The sequence below is a fragment of the Neopusillimonas aromaticivorans genome (assembly GCF_030344915.1).
GTDB classification, from domain to species: Bacteria; Pseudomonadota; Gammaproteobacteria; order Burkholderiales; family Burkholderiaceae_B; genus Neopusillimonas; species Neopusillimonas aromaticivorans.
This window is the reverse complement of sequence record NZ_CP128233.1, coordinates 66,280-92,816: the sequence shown is the minus strand read 5'-3', so window position 1 is coordinate 92,816 and position 26,537 is coordinate 66,280. Positions and strand designations below refer to the sequence as shown.

The 26,537-nt window shown below is 56.3% G+C and carries 23 protein-coding genes and 5 pseudogenes; 18 read left to right on the top strand and 10 right to left on the bottom strand.

Translation table 11 applies throughout. The features are described from left to right. The 9 genes and pseudogenes from sucC (at window position 1) to ppa (ending at window position 8,403) form a co-directional block, all read left to right on the top strand. Window positions 1–1,161 (top strand): ADP-forming succinate--CoA ligase subunit beta, encoded by a 1,161-nt coding sequence (sucC, locus tag N7E01_RS00485; protein ID WP_289174004.1) that lies wholly within the window; start codon window positions 1–3, stop codon window positions 1,159–1,161. A 21-nt stretch (window positions 1,162–1,182) separates the two neighbouring features. Continuing rightward, a complete protein-coding gene (sucD, locus tag N7E01_RS00480) occupies window positions 1,183–2,064 on the top strand; it encodes a succinate--CoA ligase subunit alpha (protein WP_289174002.1) in 882 nt (293 codons plus the stop codon). A 161-nt stretch (window positions 2,065–2,225) separates the two neighbouring features. Further along, a pseudogene (locus N7E01_RS00475) lies at window positions 2,226–2,893 on the top strand (TerC family protein). Window positions 2,894–3,002: 109 nt separating this feature from the next. Beyond that, window positions 3,003–3,947, top strand: coding sequence for a hydroxymethylbilane synthase (gene hemC / locus N7E01_RS00470; RefSeq protein ID WP_289174000.1), 945 nt, complete (start codon window positions 3,003–3,005; stop codon window positions 3,945–3,947). A 6-nt stretch (window positions 3,948–3,953) separates the two neighbouring features. Next, complete coding sequence (locus N7E01_RS00465) at window positions 3,954–4,778, top strand: uroporphyrinogen-III synthase (RefSeq protein WP_289173998.1); 825 nt, start codon at window positions 3,954–3,956, stop codon at window positions 4,776–4,778. A gap of 41 nt (window positions 4,779–4,819) precedes the next feature. Beyond that, complete coding sequence (locus tag N7E01_RS00460; protein WP_289173996.1) at window positions 4,820–5,719, top strand: uroporphyrinogen-III C-methyltransferase; 900 nt, start codon at window positions 4,820–4,822, stop codon at window positions 5,717–5,719. A gap of 16 nt (window positions 5,720–5,735) precedes the next feature. After that, window positions 5,736–6,323 (top strand): annotated as a pseudogene (locus N7E01_RS00455) (uroporphyrinogen-III C-methyltransferase); the annotation flags it as partial. A gap of 3 nt (window positions 6,324–6,326) precedes the next feature. Continuing rightward, entirely contained in the window at window positions 6,327–7,826 is a 1,500-nt protein-coding gene (locus N7E01_RS00450; RefSeq protein WP_289173993.1) for a heme biosynthesis HemY N-terminal domain-containing protein, read from the top strand. A gap of 43 nt (window positions 7,827–7,869) precedes the next feature. Further along, on the top strand, window positions 7,870–8,403 hold the full coding sequence (ppa, locus tag N7E01_RS00445; protein WP_289173991.1) for an inorganic diphosphatase: 534 nt from the start codon (window positions 7,870–7,872) through the stop codon (window positions 8,401–8,403). A gap of 216 nt (window positions 8,404–8,619) precedes the next feature. Here ppa and pobA read toward each other — a convergent pair whose 3' ends face one another. Continuing rightward, window positions 8,620–9,801, bottom strand: a complete 1,182-nt coding sequence (gene pobA / locus N7E01_RS00440; protein WP_289173989.1) for a 4-hydroxybenzoate 3-monooxygenase — start codon at window positions 9,799–9,801, stop codon at window positions 8,620–8,622. A gap of 349 nt (window positions 9,802–10,150) precedes the next feature. Here pobA and N7E01_RS00435 point away from each other — a divergent pair, with 349 nt between their 5' ends. Next, window positions 10,151–10,930, top strand: coding sequence for a helix-turn-helix domain-containing protein (locus tag N7E01_RS00435; RefSeq protein ID WP_289173988.1), 780 nt, complete (start codon window positions 10,151–10,153; stop codon window positions 10,928–10,930). Window positions 10,931–11,019: 89 nt separating this feature from the next. Here N7E01_RS00435 and N7E01_RS00430 read toward each other — a convergent pair whose 3' ends face one another. Together N7E01_RS00430 and N7E01_RS00425 are read right to left on the bottom strand one after the other, a co-directional pair. Further along, window positions 11,020–11,682 (bottom strand): 3-oxoacid CoA-transferase subunit B, encoded by a 663-nt coding sequence (locus N7E01_RS00430; protein ID WP_434089543.1) that lies wholly within the window; start codon window positions 11,680–11,682, stop codon window positions 11,020–11,022. A 9-nt stretch (window positions 11,683–11,691) separates the two neighbouring features. Further along, a complete protein-coding gene (locus N7E01_RS00425) occupies window positions 11,692–12,390 on the bottom strand; it encodes a 3-oxoacid CoA-transferase subunit A (RefSeq protein ID WP_289173986.1) in 699 nt (232 codons plus the stop codon). A 140-nt stretch (window positions 12,391–12,530) separates the two neighbouring features. On the opposite strand from N7E01_RS00425, the gene N7E01_RS00420 reads away from it, so the two are divergent. After that, the gene (locus N7E01_RS00420) at window positions 12,531–13,478 is read left to right on the top strand and encodes an IclR family transcriptional regulator domain-containing protein (protein ID WP_289173985.1); all 948 of its coding nucleotides are present in this window, start codon (window positions 12,531–12,533) and stop codon (window positions 13,476–13,478) included. 149 nt (window positions 13,479–13,627) lie between these two features. Here N7E01_RS00420 and pcaG read toward each other — a convergent pair whose 3' ends face one another. Next, window positions 13,628–14,260 (bottom strand): protocatechuate 3,4-dioxygenase subunit alpha, encoded by a 633-nt coding sequence (pcaG, locus tag N7E01_RS00415; protein WP_289173983.1) that lies wholly within the window; start codon window positions 14,258–14,260, stop codon window positions 13,628–13,630. Next, a complete protein-coding gene (gene pcaH / locus N7E01_RS00410) occupies window positions 14,260–15,000 on the bottom strand; it encodes a protocatechuate 3,4-dioxygenase subunit beta (protein ID WP_289173981.1) in 741 nt (246 codons plus the stop codon). The genes pcaG and pcaH overlap by 1 nt, the downstream gene beginning before the upstream one ends. A gap of 113 nt (window positions 15,001–15,113) precedes the next feature. Between pcaH and N7E01_RS00400 the strand changes: the two are divergent. Beyond that, window positions 15,114–16,053: pseudogene (locus N7E01_RS00400) on the top strand (LysR substrate-binding domain-containing protein). Here N7E01_RS00400 and pcaCD read toward each other — a convergent pair. The 3 genes and pseudogenes from pcaCD to N7E01_RS00385 form a co-directional block, all read right to left on the bottom strand. After that, window positions 16,019–17,278, bottom strand: a complete 1,260-nt coding sequence (gene pcaCD, locus N7E01_RS00395) for a bifunctional 4-carboxymuconolactone decarboxylase/3-oxoadipate enol-lactonase PcaCD (protein WP_289173973.1) — start codon at window positions 17,276–17,278, stop codon at window positions 16,019–16,021. The pseudogene N7E01_RS00400 and the gene pcaCD sit on opposite strands and share 35 nt — an antisense overlap. 83 nt (window positions 17,279–17,361) lie before the next feature. Next, window positions 17,362–18,734: pseudogene (locus N7E01_RS00390) on the bottom strand (lyase family protein). Between the two features lie 65 nt (window positions 18,735–18,799). Beyond that, window positions 18,800–20,435, bottom strand: a pseudogene (locus N7E01_RS00385) (methyl-accepting chemotaxis protein). Window positions 20,436–20,694: 259 nt separating this feature from the next. On the opposite strand from N7E01_RS00385, the gene N7E01_RS00375 reads away from it, so the two are divergent. From N7E01_RS00375 to N7E01_RS00360, 4 genes are all read left to right on the top strand, one after another. Beyond that, window positions 20,695–20,967: a hypothetical protein gene (locus N7E01_RS00375; protein ID WP_289173968.1), complete on the top strand. Its 273-nt coding sequence runs from the start codon at window positions 20,695–20,697 to the stop codon at window positions 20,965–20,967. Window positions 20,968–20,969: 2 nt separating this feature from the next. Next, window positions 20,970–21,770, top strand: a complete 801-nt coding sequence (locus N7E01_RS00370) for a hypothetical protein (protein ID WP_289173966.1) — start codon at window positions 20,970–20,972, stop codon at window positions 21,768–21,770. Window positions 21,771–22,389: 619 nt separating this feature from the next. Then, window positions 22,390–22,614: an AbrB/MazE/SpoVT family DNA-binding domain-containing protein gene (locus N7E01_RS00365; RefSeq protein ID WP_289173965.1), complete on the top strand. Its 225-nt coding sequence runs from the start codon at window positions 22,390–22,392 to the stop codon at window positions 22,612–22,614. Window positions 22,615–24,032: 1,418 nt separating this feature from the next. Beyond that, window positions 24,033–24,455 carry a hypothetical protein gene (locus N7E01_RS00360; protein WP_289173963.1) on the top strand — a complete coding sequence of 141 codons (423 nt, stop codon included), beginning with the start codon at window positions 24,033–24,035 and terminating at the stop codon, window positions 24,453–24,455. 262 nt (window positions 24,456–24,717) lie between these two features. On the opposite strand, the gene N7E01_RS00355 is transcribed toward N7E01_RS00360, so the two are convergent. Then, window positions 24,718–24,924, bottom strand: a complete 207-nt coding sequence (locus N7E01_RS00355) for a hypothetical protein (protein ID WP_289173961.1) — start codon at window positions 24,922–24,924, stop codon at window positions 24,718–24,720. Continuing rightward, window positions 24,921–25,574 carry a hypothetical protein gene (locus N7E01_RS00350; RefSeq protein ID WP_289173959.1) on the bottom strand — a complete coding sequence of 218 codons (654 nt, stop codon included), beginning with the start codon at window positions 25,572–25,574 and terminating at the stop codon, window positions 24,921–24,923. The genes N7E01_RS00355 and N7E01_RS00350 overlap by 4 nt, the downstream gene beginning before the upstream one ends. 232 nt (window positions 25,575–25,806) lie before the next feature. Between N7E01_RS00350 and N7E01_RS00345 the strand changes: the two genes are divergently transcribed. Together N7E01_RS00345 and N7E01_RS00340 are read left to right on the top strand one after the other, a co-directional pair. Beyond that, complete coding sequence (locus tag N7E01_RS00345) at window positions 25,807–26,016, top strand: hypothetical protein (RefSeq protein WP_289175857.1); 210 nt, start codon at window positions 25,807–25,809, stop codon at window positions 26,014–26,016. Continuing rightward, window positions 26,013–26,525 carry a hypothetical protein gene (locus N7E01_RS00340; protein WP_289173957.1) on the top strand — a complete coding sequence of 171 codons (513 nt, stop codon included), beginning with the start codon at window positions 26,013–26,015 and terminating at the stop codon, window positions 26,523–26,525. Before N7E01_RS00345 ends, N7E01_RS00340 begins: the two co-directional genes overlap by 4 nt. The last annotated feature ends 12 nt before the right edge of the window (window positions 26,526–26,537 follow it).

Here is a 26,537-nt window from a genome sequence, read left to right as displayed (position 1 = left end):
ATGAAAATTCACGAGTATCAAGGCAAGGAACTGCTGAAGCAATTTGGCGTTACAGTGCCGCGCGGGATTCCTGCTTTCTCAGTTGACGAAGCCGTTGCCGCTGCCGAAAAGCTCGGCGGTCCGGTATGGGTTGTCAAGGCACAGATCCACGCGGGTGGTCGCGGTAAGGGTGGTGGCGTCAAGCTGGGCCGTTCTATCGAAGAAGTCCGCCAACTGTCATCTGAAATTCTGGGCATGCAACTGGTCACACACCAGACTGGCCCAGAAGGTCAGAAAGTACGTCGCTTGCTCATTGAAGAAGGCGCTGACATCAAGAAAGAGTACTACGTTGGTATCGTTACCGACCGTGGCACACAGCGCGTTTGCGTCATGGCCTCCAGCGAAGGCGGTATGGACATCGAGGAAGTTGCCGAGTCCAGCCCTGAAAAAATCCTGAAGGTTTTTGTTGACCCCAAAACCGGTCTGACCGATGCCGAAGCCGCCGAACTGGCTCGTGGCATTGGCGTTCCCGAAGCTTCGGTGGGTAAAGCCGCAGCAGAATTCCAGAAGCTGTACAAAGCGTACTGGGAAACCGACGCATCACTGGCCGAAATCAACCCACTGATTCTTACAGGTTCAGGCGACATCATCGCGCTTGACGCCAAGTTCAACTTTGACTCGAACGCCTTGTTCCGTCACCCCGAAATCGTTGCGTACCGCGACCTTGATGAAGAAGATCCGGCCGAAGTCGAGGCCAGCAAATTTGATCTGGCCTACATTCAGCTCGACGGTAACATCGGCTGTCTGGTGAACGGTGCCGGTCTGGCCATGGCAACCATGGACACCATCAAATTGTTTGGCGGCGAACCCGCCAACTTCCTCGACGTTGGTGGTGGTGCGACGGCTGAAAAAGTCACTGAAGCGTTCAAGATCATGCTCAAGAACAAAGATGTCAAGGCTATTCTGGTCAACATCTTTGGCGGCATCATGCGTTGCGACGTTATCGCCGAAGGCGTTATTGCTGCGTGCAAGGCCGTAAACCTCAGTGTTCCGCTGGTCGTCCGCATGAAGGGTACCAACGAGGAACTGGGCAAGAAACTGTTGGCCGAGTCCGGTTTGCCCATCATCAGTGCTGACACCATGGCCGAAGCCGCGACCAAAGTCGTAGCCGCCACAAAATAAGAATTTGTCGAGGATTTGTAAATGTCGATCTTGATCAACAAAGACACAAAAGTCATTACCCAGGGTATGACCGGTAAAACGGGTCAGTTCCACACCCGTATGTGCCGTGAATATGCAAACGGCAAGAATGCGTTTGTTGCTGGCGTACACCCAAAGAAAGCCGGTGAAGAGTTCGAAGGCGTGCCGATCTACGCTACTGTAAAAGAAGCGAAAGAAGCGACTGGTGCAACTGTTTCGGTTATCTACGTTCCGCCTGCAGGTGCTGCAGCAGCCATCTGGGAAGCGGCTGAAGCCGACCTGGATCTGGTCATTTGTATCACCGAAGGCATTCCTGTACGTGACATGCTGGAAGTCCGCAACCGCATGCGCGCTGAAAACAAGAAAACCTTGTTGCTCGGCCCGAACTGCCCCGGTCTCATTACGCCCGACGAGCTGAAAATCGGTATTATGCCCGGTCACATTTCGCGCAAAGGCCGTATTGGTGTGGTCAGCCGTTCCGGCACCCTGACGTACGAAGCGGTTGCCCAACTGACCGAACTGGGTCTGGGCCAGTCGTCGGCTGTCGGCATTGGTGGTGACCCCATCAATGGCTTGAAGCACATCGACATTCTGAAGATGTTCAACGAAGATCCCGACACGGATGCGGTCATCATGATCGGTGAAATCGGTGGGCCTGACGAAGTTGAAGCTGCGCTGTGGGCGAAAGACAACATGAAGAAACCTGTTGTCGGCTTTATCGCTGGCGTGACGGCGCCTGCCGGCAAGCGTATGGGTCACGCGGGTGCCCTGATTTCTGGCGGTGCTGATACAGCAGATGCCAAACTTGAAGTCATGGAAGCGTGCGGTATTCGTACGACACGCGATCCTTCCGAAATGGGCAAATTGCTCAAATCGGTGCTGTAAATTACAGCTGGCCATTAAAAGGCTCGCCCCGGCGGGCCTTTTTTGGCACCCAGGTGCTCTGTCGCTGTATCGATTGTTTATTGGCCCGCAACGCGGGTAGCCAGGAACCAAATGATAGAATTTTTGAATCGCTGCATTGGGGCGTGCTTTTCCAGATTGTCATGATTGACATTTTGCTGGGTGGGGACAACGCTGTAGTGATTGCGCTCGCTTGTCGCAAGCTTGAGTCGCGTCAACGCATGCAGGGTATTTTGTGGGGCACTGCAGGTGCGATTTTTCTGCGTGTCGTCCTGATTTTCTTCGCCCTTACGTTATTGGGTATCCCGTTCCTGAAGCTGGCCGGGGCGTTGTTGCTGCTCTGGATCGGCATCAAGTTGTTGATCCCCGATGATGAACACCATGGCAATATCACGGCCAGTCAGTCCGTATGGGCAGCCGTCAAGACGATTCTTGTGGCCGATTTTGTCATGAGCCTGGATAACGTCATTGCGATTGCCGGAGCGGCACAAGGCACGGCCGTCGATCATCAGATGGGGTATGTTATCTTCGGCTTGCTGTTAAGTGTGCCCATTATTATCTGGGGCAATACGCTGGTACTGAAGCTTATTGACCGCTTTCCCTGGTTGTCGTGCTCGGTGCTGCGCTGCTGGGCTGGATCGCCGGCGGTATGCTGGTAACCGATGTCATCATTACCGACCGTTTTGGTGAAACACCATCGACCATCAAGTACGGTGCTGAAATTGCCGGTGCCATTCTGGTCGTTTTAATTGGAAAGTTTTTCGCGTCCCGTAAAGTCGCGGTTTCTGGGAAGTCACATGGGCCTGTTTAAGCAAAAGAAGGTGGCAAGGGGCTGACCTTGCTGCAAGGGTTGGGTATTCTGGCGGTCATCGGTATAGTCATTTACCTGGTGGCTGCGTATTTCCAGGGTTAGGCCGCGTATGTCAGCTACACCCCAAAAACTGGTCATCGCCACGCGGGCAAGTCGTCTCGCCTTGTGGCAGGCGTATCATGTCCGTGATCGTTTGCGCGCACTGTATCCGCACTGCGATGTCAGCTTGCTCGAGATGACGACACGGGGAGACCAGATTCTTGATCGCTCGTTGTCCAAGGTGGGTGGCAAGGGTCTGTTTGTCAAAGAGCTTGAAAATGCGCTGCTCGACGGGCGTGCCGATCTGGCCGTGCATTCTCTTAAAGATGTCCCTGTCGAGTTGACCTTGCCCTTTGCGTTGCCCGTCATTCTTGAACGCGATGATCCGCGCGATGCGTTTGTATCCAACACGTATGCGAGTCTGGCCGACTTGCCGTCTGGTGCCGTGGTGGGTACATCCAGCTTGCGTCGCGAATCCCAGATTCGGGCGATGCGGCCTGATCTGGTCGTCAAACCGCTGCGGGGTAACCTGGATACCCGTCTGGGCAAGCTCGATCGCGGCGAGTTCGATGCCATTATTCTGGCTGCAGTTGGCCTGAAGCGGCTTGAGCTCGGACACCGTATTCGCAGTTCCATTGAAACTGATCAAAGTCTGCCGGCGGCAGGGCAGGGTGCGTTGGGCATTGAAATCATGGCCGATCGTACCGACCTGGCCGGGTGGCTGGCCCCGTTGCAGTGTCACGATTCGGCTGCCAGAGCGCAGGCCGAGCGTGCTGTTTCACGAGCACTGGGTGGTTCATGTCAAGTGCCTTTGGCTGCGTTTGCGCAAATCGATGGTGATCATATTGCTATCGAAGCGCTCGTGGCCGAACCCGACGGTACGACCGTTATTCGTGGGCAGGGGCGTGCGCCGGTCAGCCAGGCTGTCCAACTAGGCGAGCAGGTGGCGGCTCAGTTGCTTGTTCAGGGTGCCCAGGCCATTCTGGATCGTTTGTTGCCACCAGCGGCGACCTGAGTGTCCATGGCCGGCAGTGTCCCGCCGCTGATTGTCCTGACCCGTCCTCAGGGCAAAAATGCCTTGTTGTCCGCTGCGCTGCGGCAATCCGGGTTCGACAGCCTCGAGCTGCCGGTGTTGCAGCTTCAGCCGCTGGCTATCGAGGCGGGGCAGGTTCCAGATCCCGGGGCTTTCGATCTTATCGTGTTTGTCAGTTCCATGGCGTTGGCAGCTTATGAAAGCGCCCTGGTCAATTTTGCATCGCCCGGTTTTGGCGGTGTGTTGTCCCGTCGGCCGTTGTTCGTGGCGGCCGTGGGTGCTGCGACGGCCAACGCCTTGCGCGGCAGTACGGTTTTTTCAGGAACGCCGGTGTTGCAGCCGGCGGCGCAAGCCAGTTCTGACTCGGAAGGTTTATGGCCGCAGATCGAAGCGAAGCTGTCCAGTATCCGTTCAGCTCTGATTGTTCGGGGGCAAACCGGGCGTGAGTGGCTCGGTGAACGGTTAGAGGCAGCAGGCGTGCGTGTAATCCGTCATGCCAGTTATCGTCGTTCGGTGGCTGTCTGGCGTGAGTCGCAGTTACAGAAATTGCGGGGGTCGGGTGTGCCGTTGCGCACGGTCTGGTTATTGACGAGCAGTGAGGCTGTTGATGCCGTATTCAGCCAACTTGAGCGTCATGGCCTGCTTCATGTATTGCGTATCGCCGGCTTTGTCGTGGTGCATCCGCGTATTGCCGAGCGTTTAAAATTGCAATTCGCAGGCCGGTTTCCCGATGCGGTGCTGCCAGCGGTTACACTATGCGATCCCGACGTCGGGTCTATGCGCCAGGCGCTGGCTGCTGTGGCTTCCCTATAAGAACGCGCCGTCCGCAAGGCGCCCCAGACTAAATTATCGCCATGACTGAATCTATTACACCCAAAACTGAAGGTCACGACAAAACCCCGGTATTGCTCACCAAAGGCAAAGACGATGGCCGTCAGACTGCCGCCGGCTCTACCTCATCTGCAGGCAGGTCGCGTTCTGCAGGGGCGTTGCAAACCGCTTTGGTTGTTGTGATTCTTGTTGCTATTGTGCTGGCTGGTATCGTCTGGTTTCAGTTCCAGACGGCACAGCAGTCGCAGCAAGTGGTACTCGAGCAGCTGGATCAAAGCACTCGGACAGCGGCACACGCCGATCAGTTGTCACGTCAGCTTCAAGCGCAGGTTGCTGCCCAGGCTTCTGGTCTTGCACAGTTGCAGACAACCGTGCAAGAGTTGCAAGATCAGCTCGCTAATCTTGATCAGGCGTTCCAGGTGCTGACCGACAGCGGTTCTGATCTTATTTTGCTGAATGACATCGATCATCTGGTATCTATTGCAAACCAGCAAATTACACTGGGTGGCAATGTTGCCAATGCCATTGTTGCACTTGAAACGGCGCAGGCCCGGCTTTCACGCGCCAATCGCCCTGCGCTTGCCTCTATCCAGCAGACGCTGAACGGTGACCTTGAACGCTTGCGCGCAGCTTCCGTTGTCGATGTGCCCGCGCTGTCAGTGCAGCTTGAGCAGCTGAATGGTTTGTTGGCACAAGCACCGCTTCTCGTCCCCGATGATGCGGTTCCTGGTGTACGCCGCGCTGAACCCCAGGTGGGCGAATCCCCGGCTATAACCGGCTTCAAGGCCGATCCTGAAGCCCCTGGTGGCGTACCGGGCTTGATGCCTCGGTTTACTGGGCCGGTCAGGCGTGGTCCATGCTCAGGCATGATCTGGCCGATGTCATCAGTGTCCGTCGTGTTGATGATCAGTCTGCCTTGCTGATTTCCCCGATCAGGCCGACCAGTTGCGTTTGACGCTCAAGTTGCGTGTCATGACGGCTCAACTGGCTTTGATGATGCGCCAGTCTGACGTATGGAAAGCCGAGCTCGACGCGATCAACATGGCGTTGCAGTCTCATTTTGACACCCAGGTCTCAACAACCCAGCGGGCCCAGCGCCTGGTCTCACGGTTGGTAGATACACCTGTCGATTCCCGTTTGCCTGCCCTGACACAAACGTTGTCAGCGCTTGAAACCGTCCGCCAGGAAAGTACCCGTTCGCTTGAACGTCGTCGCAGCTCTTCGTCATTGGAAGAGGCCGGCGCTTCAGGCGACACATCCCGCTCTGCTGCCCCTGAGGCAGCCGCATCGGGTGAGGCTGGGGCAGTGTCCACGCCCGAATCGTCTCCGGCGGCATCTGCTCCGGTACCCGCATCGGCACCCGATGCTGTATCGGCAGAACAAGCCGCGCCCGCATCCGGTGCAGCGCCTGAGCCTGCCACGGCTCCGGCTGTTCAGGGCAGCGGGTCGCCGGGCTCACCGTCATTATCATCTGCGGGTGTCGTGTCAACCATCAGTGCGGCCAAAGCTGCCGTTGTTCGGGGGTAAGGCATGAGGACATGGTTCTGGACACTGGTTGTTCTGGCGCTGGCGGTTGGACTTGGGGTTGTGCTTAAAGAGCACAGCGGTAATGTCCTGATTGTTGCCCAGCCCTGGCGAATCGAACTGTCGCTTACGCTGGCCGTCTTGTTGCTGGTCGCAGGCTTTGTGATTTTGTATGCGATCATCCGCGTCATGGTGTTTATTACTTCGGGTCCCGAGCGGTTCCGGTCCTGGCGTGGTTTGCGGGCACGCAAGCGTGACCATGAGCAGCTTGAAAAAGGCTGGTTGCTTGTGCTTGAGGGTCGCTACGCGCAAGCCGAGCAGGAACTGTCCCGCTTGCTGGGACGAACCAAATCGGTTAACACGCGCGTCCTGGCGGGCCTTGCGTTGGCGCGGGCCTGTCACCACGAAGGTGAATTGGCGCGACGCGACGAAGCGCTGGCGCTGGCGCGTGCCGCTGCAGCGACTGATGCGGGTCTCAAGGACGTCTGGGCAACGGCTGTTGCCGAAATGTATCTCGACCAAAATCGGGCCCAAGAGGCTTTGGCACTATTGCAGCCCTTGCATGATGGCAGTGCAAAGCGGGCGAATGCCACGCGTCTCTTGCTCAAGGCGCACCAGCAACTGGGGAACGCTGACCAGACCTTCGAACTGACTCGCCAGTTGATGCGGCGTAATGCCATTGATCGTGAGCACGCCTTGCCGCTTATCGCGCAGTCGGCGTCTGAACGTTTGAGGGCGGGTGGTGCCGAGGGTTTTCGTGCCCTGTGGGGAGAGTTGAAATCTGAAGAAAAGGTATTGCCGGAAGTGGCCTTGGCGGCAGCTCATGTTCAGCAACTGGCAGGGCACGATGACGAGGCCGGCAAGATTCTCGAAGCGTCTTTGAATGTCCGGCTGGATGCGCGTTTGCTGAATGCCTATGCGCAGTCGCCCGCAGAACAGGTCAGCCGGCGTATCAACAAGGCCGAAACCTGGCTCAAGACAGATCCGGACAATGCGGCTTTGCTTGCGGCACTGGGCCAGCTTTGCCTTGTCGGGCAGTTGTGGGGGCCAGGTGAGCGCTACCTGCAGCGCAGTGTTTCCTTGCAGGGCGATGTTCACGGCTATGCGCTGCTGGGCAACTTGTATGATCGTCTCGGTCGAACCGATGAAGCCCGAAAGTATTGGCGTCTGGCGTCGGGGGTAACCGGTTTGTTGCCTGCCTTGCAGTCCAGTTCGGTGTTGCCTGCAGCCGACACTCGTGCAGATCCCGAGCGCTTGGCGATTGACGATCTTGATGCCGTTAACCCGGTTGCAGAGACCGTTTCAGCGGTGCCGCAAGCTGCCAGTGCTGCCGATTATTTCGATGAGTCAACTGCAGCTGCTCCTGCAGGCACGACAGTCAGTCGTCCCGAGGGCCGTCCAGCGGCCCCGATTACTGAATTTGATGAGTATTTTGATAGTGCGCCCATTCCTGGTGTCGATGTGTCACAAACGTCTGATCGGCCCAAGGGTGGCGAGCACCGTTGATTTTTTGTTTTAAGTTTATTTTCCATCCCAGAGGTTTGAAATCATGAGTTTAGATCGTGTGCCAGCGGGCTCGAAGTTGCCTGACGAATTCAATGTCATTATTGAAATCCCCATGAACGCCGACCCGGTCAAGTATGAGGTTGACAAGGACTCAGGGGCGGTCTTCGTTGATCGCTTCATGTTGACTGCCATGCACTATCCGGCGAATTATGGCTATATTCCCCAAACAATTTCTGATGATGGCGATCCGGTTGATGTTCTGGTGGTGGCACCGTTCCCTATCCAGATCGGTGCGGTGATTCGTTGCCGCGCCATTGGCGTTCTGAATATGGATGATGAGGCCGGTGGCGATGCCAAGTTGCTGGCGGTTCCCGTCGACAAGCTGTACCCGCCTTACCGCCATATCCAGACCCCGGAAGATCTGCCTCAGGAAGATCTGGCCCGTATCCAGCACTTTTTTGAGCACTACAAAGATCTCGAAAAAGGCAAATGGGTCAAGGTCAAGGGCTGGGACGGTGCCGAGGCGGCCCGTAAGGAAATTTCCGAAAGCGCTGCGCGCTACGCTGCCCAGAAATAATCCGGGCTGCGACGTACAGCGGTAATTGGTTCATGCAGATCAAAATCAACCGGGTCTGCATGGGCGAGGAATTGTTAATTTGTACTCGTATCATGTAAAAGGGGCCAAGCTGATTTGGCCTCTTTTTACATTCAACAAACCCCGTTGCAAAACAGCGGGGTTTGTATTTACCTGCTTGCGATAGCCGGCGTATGGCCCGGCTGTGTGTTAATCGTGTTATTCAATCGGTTCGTACGGCAGGCCAACGTAGTTTTCGGCAATGTTGCGCAAGCCGGCTTCCGACGTGGTGTAGTACTCAAGTTCAGCCAGTTGCATGCGTTTGCCGAAGGCATCGTCCGAGAACTTGTGCAGCATCGAGGTCATCCACCACGAGAAGCGTTCTGCTTTCCAGATACGACGCAGTGCGATTTCAGAATATTTGGCCGTCAGGTCGGCGCGGCCTTCCTTGAAGACTTTCGTCAGAATGCGGTACAGGGTCGATACGTCGCTGGCGGCCAGATTAAGGCCTTTTGCACCGGTTGGCGGCACAATGTGTGCTGCGTCACCGACCAGGAACAGGCGACCGTAGGTCATGGGTTCTGTTACGAAACTGCGCAACGGCGCAATGCTCTTTTCAATAGACGGGCCGGTGACCAGGCGTGCTGCAACATCTTCGGGCAGGCGCGCTTTCAGTTCGTCCCAGAAACGCTCGTCTGACCAGTCTTCGATCTTGTCGTCCAAAGAGACCTGCACGTAGTAGCGGCTGAGGTTTGCATTGCGCTGGCTGCACAGCGCAAAACCGCGCTCGTGACTGGCGTAGATGAGTTCTTCGTCAACGGGTGGTGTGCGTGACAGGATGCCGAGCCAGCCGAATGGGTAAACCCGTTCGAAGGTCTGGATCTGGTCGGCAGGGACGGATTGGCGCGAAACGCCATGGAAGCCGTCACAGCCGGCAATATAGTCGCATTCAAGTTCGACGGTTTCGCCGTCTTTGACGAATGTGACGCGAGGCTTGTCGGTGTAAAAATCGTGCAGCTTGACGTCTTCTGCTTCATAAATAGTGATGCCGCCGGTGGCTTTACGGGCTTCCATCAGGTCTTGCGTAACCTCGGTCTGGCCGTAAACCATGACGGTTTGACCGTCAGCGTATTTCTTGAAGTTGATGCGGCGCAACTGGTTGTTGAAACTGAATGCAGTCCCTTCGTGGACCAGGCCTTCACGATCCATGCGATCGGCAACTTTTGCTTCGCGCAGCAAGTCAACCAGCCCTTGTTCAAGCACGCCGGCACGGATACGGCTGAGGACATATTCCGGGGTTTTACGTTCAAGGATGACGGTTTCAATGCCCTGCAGGTGCAGCAATTGGCCCAGAAGCAGGCCGGAAGGGCCGGCACCGATAATCGCGACTTGTGTTTTCATGGAGAGCTCCTTGTTTGTGCCCGATTTCGATTGAAGGGTGTTCGGGATGAACGCTATGGTGCGCCTGAACGGATTTTTATGGAATGGACTAATTCATGCAATAATTGTACTTTTGGAAACTCGATTAATTTTTCTTAATCGTAATTCATTGAAATATAACGAACGTTAGGGTTGTCCCTAGGTATGTTATTGCAATAATTGCGATACCTGTCATGGCTAAGAGCAATCGTTCAACATCGCGTTCCGGGCCGCGTATCCCTGTCTATCAGTTGTACGGCGAACGCGAGCAATGGCCAACCCCGGATCTGGTGCACTGCGAACTGATTGTTGAACGCAGTCGCTTGCACGATTGGGAAATCAAGATTCACCAGCATCATGGCTTGTTTCAGTTGTTGTATTTGAAAGGGGAACGGCGCGGGTGGTGCTCGATGAGCAAGAGCATGCCATGCAATCCGGGCAATTGGTTCTGGTCCCCCAGATGTGTGTGCACGGCTTTCGCTTCGACCCGGGGGCACATGGTCATGTGGTGACCCTGGCTCACCCGTTGGTCGATGCCCTGGTCTCAGGGCTGGGGCCCATCGACAGCGGCTTGCTGACGCCGCAGATTTTTACACTGGAGACTGACCTTGACGATTACGTCGACAGTGCGTTTGTACGACTTGATGTTGAGTATCGTGGCAATGTTGCGCATCGCGATGCCTTGATGACAGCGTTGCTGCAATGTATTTTTGTGTGGATCAGCCGGCAGATGTCGACGGTTCATCGCGCACCGGTACGCCCCGAGGATCAGGGCCGGACATATTTCAGGCAGTTTTCGCAATTGGTCGAGCAGCACTACGCCCAGGGTTGGGCAGTTGAGCTTTACGCTAAAAAAATCGGCATTACTGCCGCCTACCTGAATATTTTGTGTCGCAAGGCGACCGGCCAGACAGCGCTTGAACTGATTCATCAGCGCATTGTACTGGCGGCCAAGCGTGAACTGGTTTACACCACAATGACGATCAGTGTTGTGTCGGACGCCCTGGGTTTTACTGACCCCGCATATTTCACCCGCTTCTTCAAGCGGCATGTAGGGGTTTCGCCTAAAGAATTCAGGAATCAGGCCGCGACCATAATGGAATTGGCCTGACTCCCGAGACATGCCGGTTGATGAAACACAACCCTTGAAGGCTGCACCGCTTCAGGAACATCAGCCCACAGGCAGATGTTCCTGTTCTGTTAACCGCGGGCGTCGGTCAGTTTTACAGGCGTCAGCGCTTGCAGGTCGGCGAATGACAGGCCATCGACAACATCAATAACCTGCGCGCCGCCGGCACCCAGATCGAATACTGCAACGTCAGTGTAAACGCGGCTCACGCAGCCGATACCGGTTAGCGGGTAAGAGCACTGGTCGACCAGTTTGGATTCGCCTGTTTTGGTGCGCAGTTCCATCATGACATAGGTTTTCTTGGCACCAATGGCCAGATCCATTGCGCCGCCAACAGCCGGGATGGCATCGGGTGCACCGGTGCTCCAGTTGGCCAGGTCACCACTGACCGACACCTGAAAAGCCCCCAGTACGCACACGTCAAGGTGGCCACCGCGCATCATGGCAAAGCTGTCGGCGTGGTGAAAGTAGCACCCGCCCGGCAGCAGCGTGACAGGCTGTTTGCCGGCATTGATGAGGTCGTAGTCTTCTTCGCCTTTTGCCGGCGCCGGGCCCATGCCGATGACGCCGTTTTCGCTGTGCAGGATGACTTCGCGGTCGCTGGGCAGATGGTTGGCCACTTTGGTGGGCAGCCCGATACCCAGGTTAACAACGGCGCCGTCAGGGATGTCGGCAGCAACGCGTGCCGCCATCTGGTCGCGGGTCCAGGTTGGAATCGTATTTTGTTCGCTCATTTTTGGTCCTTAAGCTGTTTTGAAACCAGCCGGGCCGGTGGCCGTGCGGGGGACTTTGACAATGTGTTTGACGAAAATGCCGGGGGTAACGACAGTCTCGGGATCTATTTCACCCAGTTCGGCAATTTCATGGACTGAAGCAATGGTGCACTTGGCGGCAGTGGCCATGATGGGACCGAAGTTACGTGCGGTTTTGCGGTAAGTGAGGTTGCCCCAGCGGTCGCCCGTTTCAGCCTTGATGAGGGCGAAGTCTGCAAAGATGGGATATTCAAGCACGTATTGACGGCCATTGATCTCGCGTGTTTCTTTGCCTTGGGCCAGTTCGGTACCAAAACCGGTGGGGGTGAAAAATGCCCCGATACCGGCACCCGCTGCGCGGATGCGTTCGGCCAGGTTGCCTTGCGGAACCAGTTCAAGCTCGATTTTCTTTGAGTGGTACAACTCGTCGAACACGTAAGAGTCGGCCTGCCGGGGGAACGAGCAGATGATTTTGCGTACACGTCCGGTCTTGAGCAGCGCAGCCAGGCCAATTTCGGCATTGCCCGCATTGTTGTTGACGATAACCAGGTCTTTGGCACCTTGGGCAATCAGGCCATCGATCAGTTCGGCGGGCTGACCAGCGCCGCCAAACCCGCCGATCATGACGGTGGCACCGTCGTGAATACCGGACAGCGCGGCTTCAACTGAGGGAGAGATTTTATTGATCATGTTTTCCGTACGAACATTTCGTTGAAAAATTTCGAATTTGTTCTTATAGTGAACATTTATTCGCATATAGAACGAGCAGGTCTAGCTTAATCAGGCTGGGCGGGCTTGTCAACGCACGTCGCACAAGTGGCCACCACATCATGACTCATTCCTGGTTCAAGCCTGAACGCATCACTTCTCGACAATCGGGCCCGGTAGCGCCCGAGGTCAAGACAAAGAAGCCGTCTCGCGAGCCGTCAGCCAAGGTTTTGGCCAACACGCCGGATGCGGCCTTATCTATCGTTCAAGACGAATTGTCTGCCCGTTCCGACGATTCAGTACCGCGTCCAGGGGACGCCTATGTGCAGTCCTTTGCGCGTGGTCTGGCGGTGTTGCGAAGTTTCGGTGCGCAAACACCGGCACAAACCTTGTCTGAGGTGGCGGCCAATACCGGGCTGACACGAGCCGGAGCGCGTCGTATCTTGCTGACGTTGCTGGCGTTGGGCTACGTTACCAATGAAGGCCGGTTGTTTCGTTTGACCCCCAAGGTGCTAGAGCTGGGTTTTGCCTATCTCACATCACAACCGTTCTGGACGCAGGCGCAGCCCGTCATGGAGTCGCTGGTCGAGCAACTGCGTCAGTCCAGTTCCGCTGCCGTGCTTGACGGGAATGAGGTGGTGTACGTGGTGCGGGTGCCTGCGCACAAGATCATGTCCATCAATCTGGGGGTGGGCAGTCGCTTGCCGGCTCACTGCTCGTCGATGGGGCGGGTTTTGCTGGCGGGTTTGCCTGATGTCCAGCTTGAACAGCGCTTGTCTGAAATGACCTTGACGGCGTACACGCCGCAAACCATTGTGGATCATGACCGGTTGCGCGACGTACTGATGCAGGTCAGGGCGCAAGGGTGGTGTCTGGTGCGTGAAGAGCTTGAGCCCGGTCTGGTGTCCGTCGCGGCACCGATTCGGGATATTAACGGCCGGGTAGTGGCGGCCATCAATGTCAGCGGCTCGGCTGACAAGGCCAGTGCCAGTCATGTACTTGATGTCTGTTTGCCCAAGCTGCTGGCGGCTGCTTCGCGTATCAATGCGCTGCTGGGCGCTGCACATTGACCGTATCTCGCGCGGAACGCATCATTGCGGGCTCACTGGCGGGCTCATGCAAACGCCCGGCATTACCGGGCGTTTGCAAGTCATTTGGCTGAAAGGATCGTGGGCCAGAGGGCATGCCCCAGGACGGGCATGCCGTGAACAGGTCGCGATCAGGCGTCGAAAAACACCGTTTCGTTCGGGCCTTGCAGGTGAATGTCAAAGGTGTAGACCGTCTGGCCATTGCGCTCGGTGCGTTGGGCGACCAGCGTCTGGCGACGTTGTTCCCATTCGATACCGTTCAGTACCGGGTCTGCCGCATTCGCCTGTTCTTCGTCCGAGAAGTACATGCGTGTTTGCAAACCGATATTGATACCGCGGGCGACAATCCAGAGGTTGATATGGGGTGCCATGGGTTTGCCATGGCGACCGGTGACGGAGCCCGGCTTGACAGTTTCGAAAAAGTACACCCCGGTGTCAAAATCGGAGGCCGCACGCCCCCAGCCACGAAAGGTTGGATCGATGGGTTTGTCGGCCTGCTTGTCGGCAGGGTGGTTATAGCGACCGGCAGCGTTGGCCTGCCAGGATTCGATCAGCACGTCTTTGACCATATGACCGCTGCCGTCGAAGACACGACCTTCGATGCGGATGCGCTCACCTTTGGTTTCCGGCGTGACCAGCACATTGCCGAAGTTCTTTTCGAAAATGTCGAAGCCGGCCTGTTTTGGAGCCAGACCGATATGAACGTAGGGACCCGCAGTTTGTGATGCGGTTTCTTTCAGGTAAACGGGGGTGTTAGGGTTCATTATTTGGCTCCCTGAATGTAGTTTTCGAACAAGGTGGCACGCGAGCCGCGGATGGTGATGTCAAAGCGGTAGGCCATGCTGTCGAGAGCCACGAATGCACCACGGTCCATTTGAGCGATCAGGCCGCGAACGGCTTCTTCGCTGGGAATGGAGCGAACGATGGGGCAGCCCGGAATGAGCGGGTCACCTTCAAAATACATTTGTGTGATCAGGCGCTGGGCAAAGCCGGTGCCGAAAATCGAGTAGTGGATGTGGGCCGGGCGCCAGTCGTTGATACCGTTGCGCCATGGGTAGGGACCGGGCTTGATGGTGCGATAAAAGTAATAACCGTTTTCGTCGGTCATGACGCGGCCACAGCCACCAAAATTGGGGTCGATGGGCGCAATGTATTTATCATTCTTGTGACGATAACGCCCCGAGGCGTTGGCTTGCCAGACCTCGATCAGGGCATTGGGCACGGGGCGACCGTTTTCGTCGCGCAGGTAACCGTGCACCAGAATGCGCTCGCCAATGGGCAGGCCGCTTTTGGCGTAATTCATGATCAGGTCATTGTCCAGCGGGCCCAGCTCATCGCGCGAGAACAACGGGCCAGTGATGTCTGACAAGTCGTTCTGGATGGAAATCAGGGATTTTTGCGGCGAACGCAGAATGCTGGTTTTGTAGCCTTGTGTGAAAGCGGGCGGATGCCAGGTGCGGTCACGTTGCAGGAACTCGCCGAACTGGTCGATGGGGGTTGTCATGGGGGATCTCCTATATTCTGTCTGGCATGCAAGGCAGCTCAGTGCAGGCATCATAGCCTTGGGTATTCGTGAAGTAAATTGAATTAATGCATCTTGTTTGATAACCTTGGGTTATGGAAAAAGAGCACTTTTTGAATCGGGTCAGGCTGCGTCATCTGCAGTGTTTTGTCACGGTTGCCCAAGAGCAGAATCTTGGCAAGGCGGCAGAACGCTTGAATCTCAGTCAGCCGGCAGTATCAAAAACACTGACCGAACTGGAACAGATGGCGGGTCAGCAACTGGTTGTGCGCGGGCGTTTCGGGGCGCGTCTCACAACCGATGGCGAGCATTTTCTGGCGCATGCCCTGTCTGTTACCGAAGCACTTGATGATGCGGCACGAGCCCTGTCAAAAGGGGGAAACCCGACACGAAACGTTGGTCGTATCAGCGCTGCCCACTGTTGCGCCAGACATTCTTCCCCTGGCGTTGACGCTGTTTCGTGAACAGTATCCACACGTGCGTGTGCAGGCCGATATTGCAACGAATAACCGGTTGCTTGAAAAGCTCAAGGCGGGTGAAACCAACGTTGCGGTTGGCCGGATGGCTGACCCTCAGCTGATGGTTGGACTATCGTTCGAGTTGCTGTATGTCGAGCCGCTGGTGGCCGTGGTCAGGCCAGAGCACAGTCTGCTTCACACCGAAGTATCGTTGGCTCATGTGCTGTCGTTTCCGCTGGTGGTGTCGGCTTCAGGCACCGTGCCGCGTCACAATACGGATAACTGGTTCAAGGCCAGGGGCAGGGCGTTGCCGGACAATTGCCTGGAGACGCTTTCGGTGTCAGTGGCGCGTTTGGTGGTGATGCAGTCGGATGCGGTCTGGTTTGCATCGACAGGAGCCGTACAGGATGATCTGGCCCGTGGGTTGCTGGTGGCATTGCCACTGGGCTTTGAGGGTACTGAAGAGCCGGTAGGGTTGCTGCATCGCTCGGATGCGCTTTCCAGCCCGGCCCTTCAGGCGTTCATGAAGATTTTGCGCGGGGTCAACCGTTCAAAAACTGTTGCACGGTCTCGATGAAGGCATGGGGTTGTTCGGCAACCGCCAGGTGCGATGCGCCGGCCAGTACGGCCAGTTTCGCGCCGGGAATTTGCGCAACCATGGTTTCCGACATGGAAACCGGTGCCCCTTGATCAAGCTCGCCGGCAATGACCAGCGTCGGAACCTTGACTTGCGGCAAACGCGCTGTCGTGTCGACGGTACCGACGGCATTGCAGCAACCGACATAGCCTTCCGGGTCGGTGGTGACCAGGCGACGACGGAACGAAGCGACGGTTGCCGGGCGTTCGGCACGGAATCCGGCGTGAAAATAGCGTTCCATGACCGCATCGGCAATGACTTCGATGCCGTTGGCCTGTACCGTCGCAATGCGCTGCTGCCATACTTCGCGAACCGCGTCGGGGTATGCTGACGTTGAGTTGGCGATAACCAGTTTGCTGATCAGTTCCGGGTAGCGAATCGCCAGTTCCTGCCCAACCATGCCACCCATCGACAGACCGATCCAGATCACCGGGCCGCAGTCCAGCTCGCGGATCAAGCGGGCCGCATCGTCGGACAGATCGGCCATGGTGTACATCTGTGCAGGCGCATCAGAAGCACCATGCCCGCGGTGGTCATAGCAGACCACGTTGAACTCTGCTGCCAGCACATTGGCCAGACGGTCCCACATGGTCAGATCACAGCCCAGGGCGTGGCTGAGTACGATGGTTTGGCGCGCCTGACCATTACGTGCGGGGCGCAGGGTGTAGTGCAGTCCCGGCTTGCTTTGAGTGACGCGTTCATGGCCAATGCCGGGATGGCAGGTGTGATCCGGCTGTAGCGGGCTCAGGGTGTAACCGATATCGGCCCCGATTTCTTTCAGAATGGCCTGGGCGTGCGTGAATCCGGTATTGGCGGCGGGTACGCCCGCATAAATCGCGGTCTGGATCAGGATTTCTTTCAGTTCATCGGGTGTCAGCCGGGTGTCGGGGCTACCACCCGCCAGTGCGGCGCGTACGTGCAGTTCGAACTCTTCCCAGCGCCCCAGCGCCATGGTGATGGCAAGCACCATGGCGCGGCGTGTTTTCTTTTCCAGCCCGGGGCGTCCCCAGATTTCATTCCAGGCAAAACGCGTGATCAGTTCCTGAAATTCGGCATTGAAATTGGTGGCGCGGTCGAGCGAGCGGTCGACCCAGGCATCGCCCAGGATTTCCCGGCGATTCTTGAGACCGCGTTCAAAGTCATGGTTGGTGGCATCAAAAGTCATGGTGGTTTCCGTAGGAGTGTTGTGTGTTGTGGCTGGTTGTTATCAGGGTGCGCACAAGCCCCTTGAGGTTAGCCTGTGGCGCCTTAAGAAGTGTTTTCGAGCGCCTGCCGCAACTGCGAGACAAGTTTCTCTGCAATCTGATGGCCGTTGCGTGTTGCGGCGACGGGGTCGAACAAGGCATCGATGTGTTCCAGATCAAGCTGGTTGCGCAAGCGGTCATCTGCGCCGATGGCCTGACGAACCACAATGGACAAATGGGTTTTCTCGGCGACGGCGCGGGCTGTCAGTGTTTCCATCAGGTGGTGTGCGGCCGGCCGGCCGATGGCGCTCGCCAGATAAATGGAAACGGCTTCCGCAAAAATCAGGCCGTGCAGGTTGTCAATGTTCTGACGCATACGTGCGGTATCAATGACCAGGCCATTCATGGCTTCCAGAAGTGCGGTGAGCGCGCCGTGGGCACTCATGAACAGGCCTGGCCACTCGGCCAGTTCGGCCTGCCAGTTGCCCAAGCCGCGTTCGTGCTCCTGCCCCATATTGGCCAGCAAGCCCGCTGCGCGTTGAGGGTGCGTGCGGCGGCGGCCAGTGCGATCATGGAAGATACGGGGTTGCGCTTGTGCGGCATGGCTGTTGAGCCCCCGCGACCCTGTCCGGAGGGTTCGGCCAGTTCGGCAATTTCGCCTTGTGCCATCAGACTGAGGTCGGTGGCGATTTTTCCCAGACTACCGGTCAGAATGGCCACTTCCAGCCCAAGTCGTACCCAGTCATCGCGTTGCGTATGCCAGTTCCCGTCGTTAATCGCCAAACCCAGGTCTGCGGCAACTCGACGAGCTACGGCAGGACCTTGCTCACCCATGACAGCCAGCGTGCCGACAGCGCCGCCCAGCTGCAGTTGCAAGGCGTTACGTGCCAAGGTCTTGAGCTGCTGCTTGCTGCGTATCAGTGGTGCTGCCCAGTTGGCGAATTTGAAACCCAGACTGGTGACCTGGGCGGGTTGCATCAGTGTGCGTGCCAGAACCGGCGTTTGCAGATGCTGTTCAGCCAGCACCAGCAATTGTCGGCACAAAGCGTCCAGTGTGTCGTTGATGAGCGCGAGGGCGTCACGGGTGACCAGAACCGTACCGGTATCAATGACGTCCTGGCTGGTGCTGCCCCAATGCACCTTGCTGGCGGCTTCAGCGTCGTTGGCGGCAACGGCTTGAGTCAGGGCTTTGACCAAAGGGATGGCCATGCTGCCGGCGCGTCGTGCAGCCACGATGATGGCGTCGGTATCGTAAAGACTGGCTTTGCAATGTTGTTCGATCAGTTGCGCAGCCGGGCCGGGAATGAGCCCTTGGGCGGCCTGGGCGCGCGCCAGCGCGGCCTCGAAGTCAAGCATGGCCTGGATGACGGCGGTGTCGTCGAAGGTACGAATGATTTCAGTGGTTGTCAGGAAACTGTCAAAAATAGGTACGCTCACGTCGGCTCCGTAAAACAGGGGCCACCCTGGAAGGTGGCCCCTTTATTGTAGCGTTGCCGTGGTGATCAGCTTTGCAGACGCGGTTCGTCCGAGCCAACACGGGCAGGGCGCCCATGTTTTCCGACACCGGTGTTCAGTACGGCGATGGCGACTTCAAGGTTCTCGGCCTCGGCCGACAGCGTGCGTACGGTCTGCCCGAGATCCTGGACCATGGCGGCGTTTTGGGAGGTCACTGTTTCCATGAGGGAAACGGCCTGATTGATTTCGGTCAGGCCGGTGGTCTGTTCTTCGGAGGCTGTTGAGATTTCGCCCATGACATCGGTAACGCGACGTACCGAGTTGACGATTTCTTCCATGGTGGCACCGGCACGAGCGACCTGTTCGGAGCCGGCAGCGATACGCGAGTTTGATTCATCGATAAGATTTTTGACTTCTTTGGCAGCCTGGGAACTCTTAAGTGCGAGATTGCGTACTTCACCGGCCACGACGGCGAAGCTTTTGCCGGCTTCGCCAGCCCGTGCAGATTCAACCGCAGCGTTCAGTGCCAGAATATTGGTCTGGAAAGCAATGCCTTCGATAAGCGTCACGATGTCGGAAATCTTGCTCGAGCTTTCCTTGATGCCATCCATGGTTTCCACCACGTCGCTCACGACTTCACCGCCGCGCTGGGCAATGCGCATGCTTTCGTCGGCCAGGCGGTTGGCCAGATGCGCGTTGTCGGTATTTTGCTTGACTGTTACCGTAAGCTCTTCCATGGCGGCTGCCGTTTCCTGCAGCGATGCGGCGTTGTCGTCGGTACGTGCCGACAGGTGGGTATTGTTGGCGTAAAGAACCTGCGCGGTGTGGTGAGTGGCGTGAACCCCCACTTCGACGTCGTGGGCAATCGATATCAGGCTCTTGCGCATGATGTCGAGGTAGAAGTTCAGGTTGTTGACTTCGGCGCTTTCACCCTGGTGCAGTTCCAGGGTCAGGTTGCCGGCAGAAATCTGGCGCGCTACCCGGGCGGCGTCATCCAGCGACGAGATGACGCGTTGTGCCACGATCCATCCGTAACCCAGCATCCCGGCCGTAAGCAAGCCGATGGCTGGCCATGCGATCCAGGCCTGACTGGAAGGCACGCCACCCGTGGCGGCATACCAGGCGCCCAGGGCGATTGCGCCTGCACCCAGCGTGGCCATGCGCAGCAGGCTGGCCCGTAGTGTTTTCTGAAATGGCATGGCGACGTAGTCAAACAGACGTCGCCAGCCTTTGCGCACGACCTGACCGCCTTTGACGGTGTAGCCGCGTACACGCCCGGCGTTAAGCTCGGCATAGAAGGCTTCTGCGGCTTCGATCTGTTCGCGTGAGGGCTTGACACGAACGGATGCCAGTGCAGGTGACCTTGCCATCTTCAACGACAGGGTAGGCATTGGCCAGCACCCAGTAGTAGCTTCCGTCTTTGCGCCGGTTCTTGACGACGCCCAGCCACGGCTTTCCTTCTTTAAGGGTGTCCCACAAGTCAGCAAAGGCCTCGGGCGGCATGTCGGGGTGCCGGATAAGGTTGTGCGGCTTGCCCAGCAGTTCGTCGCGGCTGTACCCGCTGACCTCGATGAAAGCCGGGTTCGCATAAATGATTTTGCCCTTCATGTCGGTTTTCGAAATGAGGTACTGATCTTCGCGAACAACGGTTTCGATGTTGGTAACGGGCAGATTCTTGCGCATTGGGCTGGAAGGGTTCCTGTTGGGGTTAACGTCGAATTAGCCCGCAGTTATACCTGACCGGGGCGGCAGGCGCAATTGAGGGTTGTGCCTGTGGCGTTTATTTTGCAGGCGTTATTTGGTCTTGAAAGTAAGCTTATTGCCTGAAGTTATTTGGTTTTATGCTGCGCAAATTTGGCCAGCACGGCTTTTGCGAATTGTTCGACATTTCATCTGCACCCACACTGATCACGTTGTTTTTGTGATCGTTAAAAGGGGAAGCATGAAAGAGACTCAAAGCAAAGCGCGTCAAACGGGCCAGGCCATGACCGAGTACATCATTGTCGTTGCGCTGGTTGCTGTTGCGGCGATTGCCGTTTACCAAACGTTCGGACAGGTTGTGCGTTCCCAGACCGCAGCCATGGCCAAAGAGCTTGCGGGTGAAGACGGTACCGCTGAATCGCAAATGGCTCAAACGGCCGCTCAGGCCGCTGCGGCACAGACGGCAGCGAAAACCCTGAAGTCGTTCACCGGCAATGCCGGTACAGGTCAGTAGTCGTGGCGAGCCCCGGGTTTGTATCGTCGTCATGCGGTTGCCCACGGCAGCGCGGCCAGGCCATGGTGCTGGGTTTGTTGCTGATGGGCGTGATGGCGTTGGCGATGGTGCGCTATTTCGGTGTGGGCCAGGTGGTCGGGGCACGCGCCGGTCAGACCCACGCCCTGGATGCGGCGGCTTACAGCGGTGCACTGGTTCAGGCCCGGGCTTTCAATCTTTCGGCATTCATCAATCGTGCCCATGTCGGTCATCAGGTCGCCATGGCGCATCTGGTAACCCTGGGCTCGTGGGCGCTGTTTGGTGGCCACGAGGCTGAGCGATTGCTGCAGGGAAATCCGCCGGCCTATTTGATTGCCATGATGTTTGGTCCGTCGCACGGAACGGCTTATGCGGCCGCTGCGATGGCTGCCGGCAAAACCCTGGATGCACAGGCGTGGGGTACGTTGGCGCGCCATTATGCGGCGCATGACCGCGTGGTGCATGACACCTTGCAGCAGGCGCAATCACGGGTCATCGGGACGCTGGCACAAACCCGTGAGGCCGCCATGCGGCAGGTGCTTGATGCCGGTTATCCGGATAGAAACTATAGCCTTGAAGTTATTGAAGATGATCTTGGGAGTTATCTTTCTTTCAATCGAGGCGGCGCATTGGTTCAATTGGTCGCCCAGGCGACGGCACATTTTCAATTTCTTGATCCGCGCGACGATACCGCCAGAAATCCGTGGATGGTCAATCCACGCTGTCCGCATCTGCGCCATGAGCTGCGTCGCCGGGGCCGTACACGCCTGACGCCGCAGGTGTAGCCGTACAAGTAACTCGTGAAGCTGCAGGGTGCCCTAACCGATTGATTTTCAACAGTAGTTCAAAGCGCTGTAAATCTGCACTGTACAAACAGTCCTGAAGTAATTGTGCTTTGTTCGTGGAAGCGATGTACAAGTAAGTCGTGAAGTAGCAGGATAAGCTGAGTGCAGCGCGTCTATACTCATGATTCCGTACTTCACGGGATGACTGTATAAAGAAGCGAAGTGTGCCCTGGACAAGTTCGAGGTGAAATCAATAGCAGGTAGGGGAGTGTGGTATGAAAGCGGTCGATATTGAGCAAGCATAAGTGTTGCTTTTTCGTCTTCTGAAGGACTTGGAGGACGGCATCGAGGACGAAGTTATTCTTACGCGCCATGGGTGACCCGTTGCCAAGCTGGTTCCGGAAACACGAGCGGTACCGAGAACAAGATATGGTGTTTTGAAGGGCGCAATCAAACTATCATACGGTTTGGATGCGCCGGATATGGATTTGGAGAAGCTTTTTTATAGAGGCGTCCCCGTATTAATCGCACCATCCAGTCGCATCTATCCTGATATACGCAGCCGTAGTGCTACATTGACCAGAAGTGCTCAGCTTCGCCGGAATAAAGGAGGGTCGAGATGAACCACGTAGTTCTGTCTGCCGATGGACGAATCACCATCCCCGCAAAGCTCAGGAACAAATTGGGCCTTTCGGCGAACGTCCGATTTATAGTAACAGCAATGCCGGACGGTTCAATCGTTCTGCGGCCAACAAACAGGTCGTTCTTTGAACTGCAAGGAATGCTCAAAGCACAGTCGGAAGCTCAGGTCTCATTTGATGATATGAGCTTAGGCTCAGCGTAATTTCCTATCTGGGATTCTGAAGAGCATATACCACCAATCGTTTCGTCCAATTCGTAGCATTTGGCCAAAATAGACAGGAGTACAGCTTCGCCAATTTGGGGATACTGCAATCCGAGCTGGGCGCACCGCTCTATGTGAGTCAAGGCGCAATTACATTCATCGAGCGCTACAAGCAAGGGCATGGTTGCTGCTCCGGTGGATGATGAAGTCGTAAGTTTGACGTAGGCCTACGTGCTTGGGAATACGAGAAAGCCGAGGTAGTCGGTTTTGTCGCCGAGTATCGGCTTTTTTGGGCTTGCTTTTCTTTCCGGCCGCGAACCGCTTCGGCCAAATTGGGCGCCAGGATACTTGAAGCAGTGAACCGTCGGTGGAAATAGGCTCCGCTGGTGGCAGGACGTACATGGCATTGGCGCGTTCGCCAACAGGACTTGACAGTGACCAGTTCCCTTTACTCGTTGCCTGGACCCGTTGAGCGTATGTGCATTAACAGTTTCTTGACTATCCGCTCGCGTTTTTTGTGGCGGCCGATTAGCCGTGAACACGAGACTCTTGCGAGCTTCTCGGATGGTTCCGGCATTTCAGGAATTATTATTCCAGCGCGCCATGGAGCGCCTTAGTTCCGAAAATACAAGAACTATTGTGTCTTGCTGAGACAGTTGCAAGGCTACTTTGCGCTGCTACTATTCCTGGACGACATCGAAAGATATCCTGCGTCAGGCCGTAGACGTTGCATTGCCTCGATGAACTGTTGTAGCTTTCCGTTGAGCCTATGCGTTCGCCATTGCTTGCCCCCGCGCGAGGGGCCAAAGGCGCGTAAAGCACATCTGCCCACGACACACCCGTCACCATCCTTTTGATGAAGGCGTCAGCAAGAGCCCTGCGCGGAATTTTTTGGTCGGAATCGGAATCCCGAGATACCGAGCGGCATTCTCATGAACTGACCTTTGCGCGTAGGCAATATGACTGTCTTGGCGTCTCCACTGATTTAGCCTCCCATACGACACGCCAAGGACCTCGGCAAGACGCTGCATCGTATCCCCGTTCCTGTCCGCTCTTGCTATCAGGGCCCTTAGCAACGGCTGCTGCTCTTTAGGCTCGACCGGCGATTCAATGCTGTGTTCGTGCTCTTGCTCGTGCGTGTCATGGGAACCTATTTCTTCATTACTGCTGTTGTTGCCTATCAATTTCTACTCCTAAATTACGAATATTGCCTCCAGGCCAAGTCGGCTTTCGACAAGGTCTGGCAATCTGTGTAGCTACGGGAGGAGCAAGAAGGTTGCCGTATCAACGGGTAAGCGGAGAGAAGCGGGCCGGTTTGATGGGCAGGAAAGGAATAGGAAGGGAGGGTTCCTATTTGATAGATTGAGCCTTCCTATTGAAGTCTGCCATCGTGTGCCTTTCTGATGAGAGGCCATGAGATGGAAAGCCCACAATCAATGATTCTGCTGCATCCACCGACCTACAATTTCTTCGAGTGGCGCGTACTTGAAGCAAATTTTCAGGAGGGCGACCCGTCACGTCACCTGGTAGGCCGGACGGAGGACAACATCCGTGTCAGCTCGCCTATCTTCGTTGTTGATGAGGTTCTGAGGTCATGCGTGACGTACAGCCGAAATGTGTACAGGCTTGTTGGAATGCCGGGTCAGGAGCTGGGAGGAGATTTGGCTGACCTTTGGAAGCGGTGGGGAAGGACAAATGGAGTCGTCTCTGCAATTGACGTCACGGATGAAGTCCTTGCCTTGTTTGGCACCGTTGACGAAGAACTCGGATTCTGCAACGAAGTAATTCCCGACGATTTCCCCAGGACTCCTTTTTGGGGGCGGTTCCCGGGGAGCAACTGAAGTTTTTGGCTCGCGACATTGACGGTCGTTACGTTGTCGGGCCAAGTCAGGTCGAGTTAAGGGAACGATACGAACTGTGCAGGCGACTGGCAGCTCAGTACTTTCGGCTGCACCTGAACCTCTCAGAAGCGGACCTCCCGCCTGCTGCATCCGGACAGTCCCTTCCAGAGGCATACGTATATGTCGCGCTTGCAGGATGGAACTTGTCACCAGGGAGCGCAAGTGGATTTCCGACAGAATCAACGCAATGCAGCGATGACTGTCAGTTCCTTTGGGTTTCGATGGCGTCGAGCTTGTGGACGAGGAGGAGATTGTCCTTAGAAAAGAACCTGAGCGCTTCTGCTAGACTTTCCTCGATGGCGTCGAAGCTGCGTTCAATATCATTCGCCCACGAAACCCACTCTTTGAGCTTTCTTGGGTTCAGGCTGCTTGTATCAGTGCGCCCAAGCTCATAAATTTTGTCTTTCACGCTGTTGCCGCCTGGTGAGGGCTGGAGGTCAAAAAGGCGATTCCCTGCAGGTCTCCCAACTTTTCAGTCACATAGCGAAGAGGCTTGGAGTCGGAGCCCATCGCCCTGTGGCGTTCTTTCTCCTCTGCAGTCGCTTCCCTGACATCCTCTACAGAGGTTTCACCACGCGCCGCCATAGCGTGCAGCTTCGATGCGGCTGGGCGGCTGATGCCTTCCTTGAGCCGTCTGAGGGCGTCCTCTGCCCACTTGGTGCCAAACCGGCGGTTGTAGAGTTCGCCGGTGCGGGCGAGATGCTTGTTTTTGTCGGCTAGTGCCCGATGGAGTATATCGAGCTGGTATTTACGGTCCGCGCTCCTCCTTCGGGTGTTCGCCTTGATTTCGAAATCATCGCCAAAAATCGTCTTTCCACAGTGCTGGCCGACATTGGTTTCAGTCCCATCGACCGTGATAACGAGGTAACCGTGTTGGTGAGGTTGGCGACAAGATGCCAAGCCACAAGGGTAGGGTTCGTCGAAGTGGTAAGGGGCGAGGACCTCTGCGAGCTTAGAGTCGGTGGCCACCAGCGACGGGTTGTAGGCAGGTCCGTCGATAAGGTCGGCTGGACCTTTCAAGTCGACGAGAAGAGAGAAGTCGTCCACCGCAGCGGTCATCTACATATTTCCATAGCTGGTTTTTTATACAGCATAAAATGTAACCTTTCCAAACGCAACGCGGAACTGTTGTCGGAATGCAGCGCCGCGAGAAGGCTAGGAAAAATGCGCGTTCCAGCGACTGAGCCGCCGCATTCGCATGCCTTCCGGGAAATCAGGCATTTCTAAATGTGTCTTGTGTGGGCTGCTTCCTGTATAGTGCTCCTCTATACAAATCTGACCATTGGGTAAAGTGATGTCGGCTGGGAAAAACGTAGCGATGAGCTTCCGCGTGTCACCACGCTTTAAAGAGCTACTGAACGCTGCAGCAGCAAGGGAGCGCAGAAGCCTCACAAACATGCTCGAGACGCTGCTGTTTGATTACTGTAAGCAGAATGGTCTGGAAGAAACTGAGGAGCCTCCGAAGGCTTCGAGCACGCAGAAAGAAGAGGCTACGGAATGAACGAGATATCGAAGCGCATTATTGACCTGCTCGACTATATCGAGCAGGTGGAGAAGCTCAGGAGCAAGCCCGCGTTTTCTGTACCTACAGACCACTTCGTTGCATACCAGCATGAGCTGCAAGGGCTGCCGGAGTTGGAATTCAACCTGCAAGCGGATGATGACGATATATGGTTGAGTCTGCCACGCTTACAGGAAATCTCAGCCCCGCCGCTGAGCGAACAGCTCCAGCCGTGGGTCATGCTTCCGAAGAGTCCGGAAAAATCGCCTGGCTTGAAGGCGGAATACGTGGAGTACGAGGGTAAGCAAGAGGTCGCACGACATGAATTAAAGGACCACCCAGAAATAAGGGAGCTGTTCGACTGGTACGTAGAGAACCAATGGGAGCCGTGGGCGGTGGCAGAACGGCCTCGTCGTCGATTAATTTCCCGCTACAACCAGTTGTTCTCGCTACAGCAAGTCATTTCGCTAGAAGGAGCTGAAACTCCCTTGAGCTCGTGTGGGGCATAGGCTACGCGGCAT

What these genes read in the sequence shown, in the direction of transcription:
- sucC (WP_289174004.1), top strand. Translation starts at nt 1, where the DNA reads ATGAAAATTCACGAGTATCAAGGCAAGGAACTGCTGAAGCAATTTGGC.
- sucD (WP_289174002.1), top strand. Translation starts at nt 1,183, where the DNA reads ATGTCGATCTTGATCAACAAAGACACAAAAGTCATTACCCAGGGTATG.
- hemC (WP_289174000.1), top strand. Translation starts at nt 3,003, where the DNA reads ATGTCAGCTACACCCCAAAAACTGGTCATCGCCACGCGGGCAAGTCGT.
- N7E01_RS00465 (WP_289173998.1), top strand. Translation starts at nt 3,954, where the DNA reads ATGGCCGGCAGTGTCCCGCCGCTGATTGTCCTGACCCGTCCTCAGGGC.
- N7E01_RS00460 (WP_289173996.1), top strand. Translation starts at nt 4,820, where the DNA reads ATGACTGAATCTATTACACCCAAAACTGAAGGTCACGACAAAACCCCG.
- N7E01_RS00450 (WP_289173993.1), top strand. Translation starts at nt 6,327, where the DNA reads ATGAGGACATGGTTCTGGACACTGGTTGTTCTGGCGCTGGCGGTTGGA.
- ppa (WP_289173991.1), top strand. Translation starts at nt 7,870, where the DNA reads ATGAGTTTAGATCGTGTGCCAGCGGGCTCGAAGTTGCCTGACGAATTC.
- pobA (WP_289173989.1), bottom strand. Translation starts at nt 9,801, where the DNA reads ATGAAAACACAAGTCGCGATTATCGGTGCCGGCCCTTCCGGCCTGCTT.
- N7E01_RS00430 (WP_434089543.1), bottom strand. Translation starts at nt 11,682, where the DNA reads ATGAGCGAACAAAATACGATTCCAACCTGGACCCGCGACCAGATGGCG.
- N7E01_RS00425 (WP_289173986.1), bottom strand. Translation starts at nt 12,390, where the DNA reads ATGATCAATAAAATCTCTCCCTCAGTTGAAGCCGCGCTGTCCGGTATT.
- N7E01_RS00420 (WP_289173985.1), top strand. Translation starts at nt 12,531, where the DNA reads ATGACTCATTCCTGGTTCAAGCCTGAACGCATCACTTCTCGACAATCG.
- pcaG (WP_289173983.1), bottom strand. Translation starts at nt 14,260, where the DNA reads ATGAACCCTAACACCCCCGTTTACCTGAAAGAAACCGCATCACAAACT.
- pcaH (WP_289173981.1), bottom strand. Translation starts at nt 15,000, where the DNA reads ATGACAACCCCCATCGACCAGTTCGGCGAGTTCCTGCAACGTGACCGC.
- pcaCD (WP_289173973.1), bottom strand. Translation starts at nt 17,278, where the DNA reads ATGACTTTTGATGCCACCAACCATGACTTTGAACGCGGTCTCAAGAAT.
- N7E01_RS00375 (WP_289173968.1), top strand. Translation starts at nt 20,695, where the DNA reads ATGAAAGAGACTCAAAGCAAAGCGCGTCAAACGGGCCAGGCCATGACC.
- N7E01_RS00365 (WP_289173965.1), top strand. Translation starts at nt 22,390, where the DNA reads ATGAACCACGTAGTTCTGTCTGCCGATGGACGAATCACCATCCCCGCA.
- N7E01_RS00360 (WP_289173963.1), top strand. Translation starts at nt 24,033, where the DNA reads ATGGAAAGCCCACAATCAATGATTCTGCTGCATCCACCGACCTACAAT.
- N7E01_RS00350 (WP_289173959.1), bottom strand. Translation starts at nt 25,574, where the DNA reads ATGACCGCTGCGGTGGACGACTTCTCTCTTCTCGTCGACTTGAAAGGT.
- N7E01_RS00340 (WP_289173957.1), top strand. Translation starts at nt 26,013, where the DNA reads ATGAACGAGATATCGAAGCGCATTATTGACCTGCTCGACTATATCGAG.